Here is a 6,656-nt window from a genome sequence, read left to right as displayed (position 1 = left end):
ATTTTTAATTATGCTAAATGGCTGTAATGCTGATGATACCAATACCCAACAAACAACAAAAATTAGAAAAAAACGTGATTTAAGTAAAGAAGAGTTAAAAGAAGAAAAGCCAAAATCTAAAGAAGAACTTCTTAGAGAAAAGCTATCTGATGATCAGAAAACACAACTTGATTGGTTAAAAGACGCACTAGGTGATGCTGGAGAATTTGATAAATTTTTGGGATATGATGAAGACAAAATAAAAGAAGCACTTGATCATATAAAAAGTGAACTTGATAAATGTACTGGGGGTAATGCAAATGACCAGAAAAATACTTTTAAACAAGTAGTTAAAGGTGCTCTTAGTGGTGGTATAGATAATTTTAAAACTAGTGCAGATAGTACGTGTGGTAGTGACGGCAATTAATATACTAGCCCCCTTATTTGGGGGCTTTAAACATATTGCTACGCTGCAAATATATAATCAAATTGTTTTTCTTCTTTTAAGACACTAAAGAATAATAGTGGGCTAGGGCCATAAGCGGTCCTCTTAAACGACATAAACTTTTCAAAATCTTGTAAATCCTTTAATCTATTATTTTTCTTGAAATAGTCTTTTATAATCTCTGCCCAATAGTTTATACTCTTAAAATCACTATTTTTCTCCAAATACGCGATTAGATCAGCCTCAATTTTCTTGATATCATCAACATTATTAGGGTCTATATTCTGAATAAAGCGTATTTTTTGAATAATTGAGACAATATTATCTTTTTCTGTAGGGCTATTTACCCAATTTTTTATGTTAGACAACGCTTCTTTAAAGATACTGTAATAATAAAGCCTATCCTTTTTCTGTTCTTGCTTTATTTCTTTTTTCTGATTTTGATCAATCTCTTTTTTTTGTTCCTTTTTTTGTTCTTGTTCTTGATTGATATTAACTTGCTTGTTAGGTGTAGAATTTCTGTTTTCATAATTATCGTAATTAGGCGCTGCATCAGTATCCACTTCACTTTCTATGTTAAGATGTCCCACTAAAGCGTACCTTTTGACATAAGTAATAGATGAGCCAAACATTTGATGCGCTGTACTTACAACTTTAGACCCAGTTTCACTGTCCCATTGTAAATTTTCTGTAAGCATTGGTGTATCAAAAGACTCTTCATACCCACTAATTGTACTGTAGAATGTGGTCCTAATAACATGTTCCTTTTGACCATCTACATATTTAGAAATTGGATCTTGCGTAAACATAAGATCCAATTTATGTTCCTTAATAACATTTTTTATTACTCTAACTATGTCATTGAAATCCTGATACTTATACTTATGTCCCTGAAGACTTTTATCAATACCTGGTAAATTCAAAATTAGAGTTTGCATATCTCTTTTGAAACTTATTTTTGCTTGAATATCATTTTGTATATCTTGGTTTTTTTCTGAAACATTGTTCATAATGTACTCCTTTATTTGTTTTATAAAAATAAATATATAGCAAAAACTATTTTTGCCAACTTTTTTACAAAAATTTTTACAAAAAAATAGAGCTTAGCTAGATTCTCTTTATAAAAGAACTAAGCTAAGCTCTTTCAATTATTTTTTTGCAAATTAACAAATAAAGGTAGGTTAAACATATGACAATGTATTCCTACGCTATTTGCAGTATAGTCTAACTTATGATTAAAATCAATCTTTTCACTAAATTACAAATATTATATTTAATTAATGTGATTAATAATTAAATATAATATTTTTTTGAAAACTATTTACTTTTAAATCAAAATTTTGCATTATATTAATTATCATTAATATTAAACAAATAAAGGAGAAAACATGAACAATGTTTCGACCAATAAAAAATATCCAAATTGCCACAACAAATTACAACGTAAATTAATAGTTCTTATCTCAACACTAGCCTACATAAACACTAAACATAAGAAATATACACAAAAAACCATACTCTATTACTTTAATGAAAATCTAAAAAGAAATGGTCAAGCTCCTACTACATTAAGAACACTGCAAAAATATCTTTACAAATTAGAAAGAGAATTTAAAGTAACAACCAACTACTACAAACATTTGGGTGTAAATTTTGGCACTGAAATTTACTATCATCTTAATTATGAAAAAAATGTATGCCACTTTAAAATCAACCAATACTTTCAAGAAAAAATTCACTCTAGATTTAAATCTAGAGTGAATAACTACCTTAAAGACAAATCTCCAAAAAAGGGTAATGTAGAGTCGGAGGAGTGTTTATGTAATAAAAATAATATAAAAGAAGAAAGAAATTCTAATAAAATAGAAGAATACAAAAAAATAAAGTATTTCAATAAATGTAACTTTTCCAATAAAAAAACTCTTTTGGATTTATTAAAATTAGATGTTAGTACAAATTTGGCAATTGAAATATTTAAAACCGTCAAAAGATATGAAAACAGTTTAACAAAAAATAAACATATTTCTTTTAATAAATCTTGCTATAAAGACAAGCAAAATAAATTAAAAGAAATTCTAGAAAATATTCAAAAAGAATTAGAAGAAAAAGGGTACAATTTAGAACAATTGAAAACAAATATCCAAAAAGTATATGAAATTTACAAAAATAAACCCCATTTTATTATTGAACATCAGAAATATAGCGATTTAAATGCAATAAAACGTAAATTGGAAAAATTAATTGAATTGAAAAAAGAAAACCTACAAAAAGATTATAAAAATATAAAGACATATATTTTCAATATTCTTATTGATAAACTGAAAGAAAAGGCAAATATTGAACTTTTAAAGCCAATTATAAGAACATATTTGAATAGCAAAAAGAAATTAGAATATAATAAAGTATTTGATACGTATTACTATGAATTATTAGAGCTGATAAAAAATGAAAATAATTCTTTAATGTTAAAAGAAGTTGTATAAGGATTAAACATGGAAAGTGCGCCAGAAACTATTAAAAAAGGAAAATGTAAAGTAGAATGCCAAAATAAAGAAAGATTTATTTTGATCGAAAAAGAAAATGGTAAAGCCATGTACCATACCAAAATAATGATGGACGTTTATAAATTTGGAGTTTATGAGAAAAAACATGAATTTCGAGTGTCATTAAGGGCATTATTTAATGGAGAAAGAATTGTTGAAGAAACACATTTATACCCTATTAAAGAAGGGAACAAATTTATTGGAATTTTTTACGGGTTTAGAAAACCTATAAAAAAGGCTATTGTAAAGTATCAATTAAATGGGAATAGAAAATCTTATGGATTTGCAAGAGCATATTATATGGAAGTTAGATTTAAAGCAGGAAGTGTTTTTTTCTACTTTAAGGGATTATACCGCTTGCTAGATAAACAACGGATGAATAACCACTACAATAAAATATTATTTAGTATGTTTACAGATTTAGAAAAACAAATATATGAATTTTATGGGAAAAAATACCCAGAACAAGGACCGTTAACGAAATGGATACTAAAAAACCTAAAGTAATAACAATTGCGTCAATTAAGGGCGGCGTTGGCAAAAGTACAAGTGTGCTATTATATAGCACTATATTAGCTAAAGAAAAATATAAAGTGTTGGTAATTGATAGTGATCCACAAGCCAGTATAACTAGTTATTTCTTATTTAAATTAAAAGAACAAAATGTGGATGTTGAAAATTACAATCTTTATGAAGTCTTTAAACAAAGAAAATATATAGAAAATTGCATTTTTACAATGTCTAATTGCTTAGACATAATTCCTAGTTCACTAGAATTATCTGTTTTTAATTCCGAAAGTATACCATTACAAGATAATCTATTAGAAAAAAGACTTTTAGCTATTAAATCTAAATACGATTATATAATAATTGACACAAACCCTAGCCTAGGACATCTTTTAAACAATGCTTTAGTAATTACTAATTATTTAATAATACCTATTAATTCTGATTTATGGGCAGTTGAAAGTATAGATTTAATACTAGATGCAATAAATAAAGTTTATAGAAATGATATTACACCTAACTTTTTAGTTACAGGGGCTTTAGAAAGACAAAACATTGACAAGGAAATAATATTTAACCTAGAAAATAGATATAAAGAATATCTAATAGGAGTTATTCCTAAAAGAGACGACATTAAAAAAGCGCTGTTTTATAGAAAAGAATTTTCCTCAAAAACAGATTATTATCAAGAATATAAAAAATCTTTGAATAAAATGTTAAAAATAAAATAACAAATAAAATTTATCCAGTAATGGACAAATAAGGAGGTTTAATGAGTATTAAAAATAAAATGATAATAACCAAAAGAGTGGAGATAAAGGAAAATATTTCTAAAATGGAGTCATTAGAAGAGATTCATAAAGAGGAATATTTAAGATTAAAAGATAAATTAAAAACCCTAACAACAGATGACATTTATAATAAAATAGAAACAGCAAAGATATTAAATACAATTAATCAAAAAAAATTGTATATCTTGGATGGATATAAAAATTTTTATAGTTTTTTAGCGGGCTTTAAAATAGCTAAATCTCAAGCATATAAGTATATAAAAATAGTATCAGGGGTAGAAAAAGGTATTATTGACTATGATTTTATTGCTAGTAATGGCATTGAAAAAACAATTAAGCAGTTAGAAAGTAGCAATATTGTTAAAAAATCTAAACAAAACCCAATAAAACCGTTAAGATTTCAACTTAAAAAGCAAGAAAGTTACGATTTTTATAAAAGTAATGCTAAATTTACAGGATTTTTATTAGATAAATTGTTTAGTGATGAAAAAGAAATAATTAAAAAAATTATGAAAGAATATAAAATGTTAAAAGGATAGTTTATGAACAATTTAGGTTATAGAACATATAACATAGAAAGTATAAAAAATGAGTTTTTAAACATAGGGTTTAGTGAGGAGGCAATAGATTTTGTGTTTTTTCATAACGATAATTACAACTTTGAAGTTTTAAAAGAGAGAATGAATTCTTTAGAGCAACAAATAATCAATGTGGAAAAGAACTTTCAAAAAGATATATCTAGCTTAGATTCGAAAATAGATAGTGTAAAAAACGAACTTAATGCGAAAATAGATAGCGTAAATACTAAAATAGATAGTGTAGAAAAGACCTTGCAAAAGGATATATCCAGTTTAAAAAATGAACTCAATGCAAGTAATAGAACAATACAAGTAATGCTAATAACGGGAATAACACTTGCTCCAATCATTTACTCTATATTTAATAAGTATTTTTTTAATTGAGAATGATTAAAATTTTTAAAATATCAAGGTGACATATAGCTTATTTTTTAAACAGAGATACTATAATTTTAATTTAAATTCTTAAAAAGAAACATTTTATTTTTGCTCTATTCCAAATTAGAACTTATTTAAATTCTTTTTGTTAAAAAGTTTAAATAAGTTAATTTTTTGTAAAAAGACAAATTAATTTTAATCCTAAATTAAATTATATTTAATTTGTTGAATTATTTTTATTAAAATAAGTTCAGTTAAGTACCCCCACTTTATTAGGTTCTTTAACAAGAGAATTTAATAAAGTATTTTTTTGTAAAAATTCTTACAATAAACTTGACAAAAATAGTTTTTGAAGTATAGTAAATATTGCATAATGCGTCTTCGTGTTGTATTTGTAGACAAAGGTTACATTATGGTGGGAGCTTAGTAAAGTTCTTTAATAAGAGAACTTCGTTAAGCTCCTACTTATTTTTACAAAAATTATTATAAATAAGTTGACAAAATTTATTTCTGTAGTATACATATATATGTATAAATAAAAAAAGCATTATTCTTAAATAAATCCAATTTAGTGGGGTTTAACTAATTTCTTTTAAAAGAGTTTAGTTAAGCTCTATTTTTTTGTAAAAATTTTTTGTAAAAAAGTTGGCAAAAATAGTTTTTGCTATATATTTATTTTTATAAAACAAATAAAGGAGTACATTATGAACAATGTTTCAGAAAAAAACCAAGATATACAAAATGGAGACATCAAAATGATGCATATTAAGCAACAAAGTTTTACTGGTTGTGAAGTATTTGAGGAAAAATCTCTTCCCGCTAAAGAAAAAAGCAAAATAAGCAAGATAGGAAAAAAATTGCCAGGAATAAGTAGTCAAGAGTGTTTTAGATTTAATCGTAATATTGATTTTAGTTTACAAAGAAATAAACTCGACAAATATGGTGCTAGTGAAGTAGGAACTATTGTAATTGGTGGTGCGAGTCTTAAAGACTTAATGATAAATAGAGTGCTTAAATATTTTGGTATGAGTATGCCTTTTGAAGAGAATTTATATATGCTAAAAGGCAAAGAATTAGAAAATTTAGGATTTAGAGAATTTGTTAAAGCAAAAGGTGACGAGATTGTTGTTTTGTATAAAAACAAATATGCTAACGGTGTTGATAAATATAATTATTTTAAGAAGATAGGAATTTCTAAGTCTTTAGTAGGTGCAACAATTGATGGATGGTTTATGAATATTTATAACGATTTAGAGCTTTTAGAGATTAAGAGTAGTGACTCTACTTATATGAGTAGCGCTATTGAAGAGTACAATAGAAATGGGAATTTCTTAAGTAGCAAGTATTTTTTCAAATACTATGTGCAGGCACAAATGCAGCTAGCATGTACCGGGCTTGAGTATTGTAACTTATTCTTTTTAATCGACGCTGCACC

8 protein-coding genes are annotated in these 6,656 nt (G+C 25.7%); 7 read left to right on the top strand and 1 reads right to left on the bottom strand.

What is annotated here, in order from left to right; all coding sequences use genetic code 11:
- Positions 1-406: Mlp family lipoprotein (locus tag HNR35_RS05270; protein ID WP_183224402.1), on the top strand; the 406-nt coding region annotated here is incomplete at its 5' end.
- Between the two features lie 38 nt (positions 407-444).
- Here HNR35_RS05270 and HNR35_RS05265 read toward each other — a convergent pair.
- Positions 445-1,434, bottom strand: coding sequence for an ERF family protein (locus HNR35_RS05265; RefSeq protein ID WP_183224400.1), 990 nt, complete (start codon positions 1,432-1,434; stop codon positions 445-447).
- A 378-nt stretch (positions 1,435-1,812) separates the two neighbouring features.
- Between HNR35_RS05265 and HNR35_RS05260 the strand changes: the two genes are divergently transcribed.
- The 6 genes from HNR35_RS05260 to HNR35_RS05235 form a co-directional block, all read left to right on the top strand.
- Positions 1,813-2,907 carry a plasmid maintenance protein gene (locus tag HNR35_RS05260; protein ID WP_183224398.1) on the top strand — a complete coding sequence of 365 codons (1,095 nt, stop codon included), beginning with the start codon at positions 1,813-1,815 and terminating at the stop codon, positions 2,905-2,907.
- Between the two features lie 9 nt (positions 2,908-2,916).
- On the top strand, positions 2,917-3,474 hold the full coding sequence (locus tag HNR35_RS05255; protein WP_183224396.1) for a DUF226 domain-containing protein: 558 nt from the start codon (positions 2,917-2,919) through the stop codon (positions 3,472-3,474).
- Positions 3,450-4,205, top strand: coding sequence for a ParA family protein (locus HNR35_RS05250; protein WP_183224394.1), 756 nt, complete (start codon positions 3,450-3,452; stop codon positions 4,203-4,205). The genes HNR35_RS05255 and HNR35_RS05250 overlap by 25 nt, the downstream gene beginning before the upstream one ends.
- 41 nt (positions 4,206-4,246) lie before the next feature.
- Positions 4,247-4,804, top strand: a complete 558-nt coding sequence (locus tag HNR35_RS05245) for a chromosome replication/partitioning protein (RefSeq protein WP_183224392.1) — start codon at positions 4,247-4,249, stop codon at positions 4,802-4,804.
- Positions 4,805-4,807: 3 nt separating this feature from the next.
- The gene (gene bdr / locus HNR35_RS05240) at positions 4,808-5,227 is read left to right on the top strand and encodes a Bdr family repetitive protein (protein WP_183224390.1); all 420 of its coding nucleotides are present in this window, start codon (positions 4,808-4,810) and stop codon (positions 5,225-5,227) included.
- Between the two features lie 698 nt (positions 5,228-5,925).
- Positions 5,926-6,656: YqaJ viral recombinase family protein (locus tag HNR35_RS05235; RefSeq protein ID WP_183224388.1), on the top strand; the 731-nt coding region annotated here is incomplete at its 3' end.

It is taken from the genome of Borreliella spielmanii (assembly GCF_014201705.1).
GTDB classification, from domain to species: Bacteria; Spirochaetota; Spirochaetia; order Borreliales; family Borreliaceae; genus Borreliella; species Borreliella spielmanii.
Note: the sequence above shows the minus strand (reverse complement) of the source record. Positions and strands in the feature narration are given on the sequence as shown.

Coding starts and splice junctions, on each gene's coding strand:
- HNR35_RS05245 (WP_183224392.1), top strand. CDS start 4,247: ATGAGTATTAAAAATAAAATGATAATAACCAAAAGAGTGGAGATAAAG.
- HNR35_RS05260 (WP_183224398.1), top strand. CDS start 1,813: ATGAACAATGTTTCGACCAATAAAAAATATCCAAATTGCCACAACAAA.
- HNR35_RS05265 (WP_183224400.1), bottom strand. CDS start 1,434: ATGAACAATGTTTCAGAAAAAAACCAAGATATACAAAATGATATTCAA.
- bdr (WP_183224390.1), top strand. CDS start 4,808: ATGAACAATTTAGGTTATAGAACATATAACATAGAAAGTATAAAAAAT.
- HNR35_RS05255 (WP_183224396.1), top strand. CDS start 2,917: ATGGAAAGTGCGCCAGAAACTATTAAAAAAGGAAAATGTAAAGTAGAA.
- HNR35_RS05250 (WP_183224394.1), top strand. CDS start 3,450: ATGGATACTAAAAAACCTAAAGTAATAACAATTGCGTCAATTAAGGGC.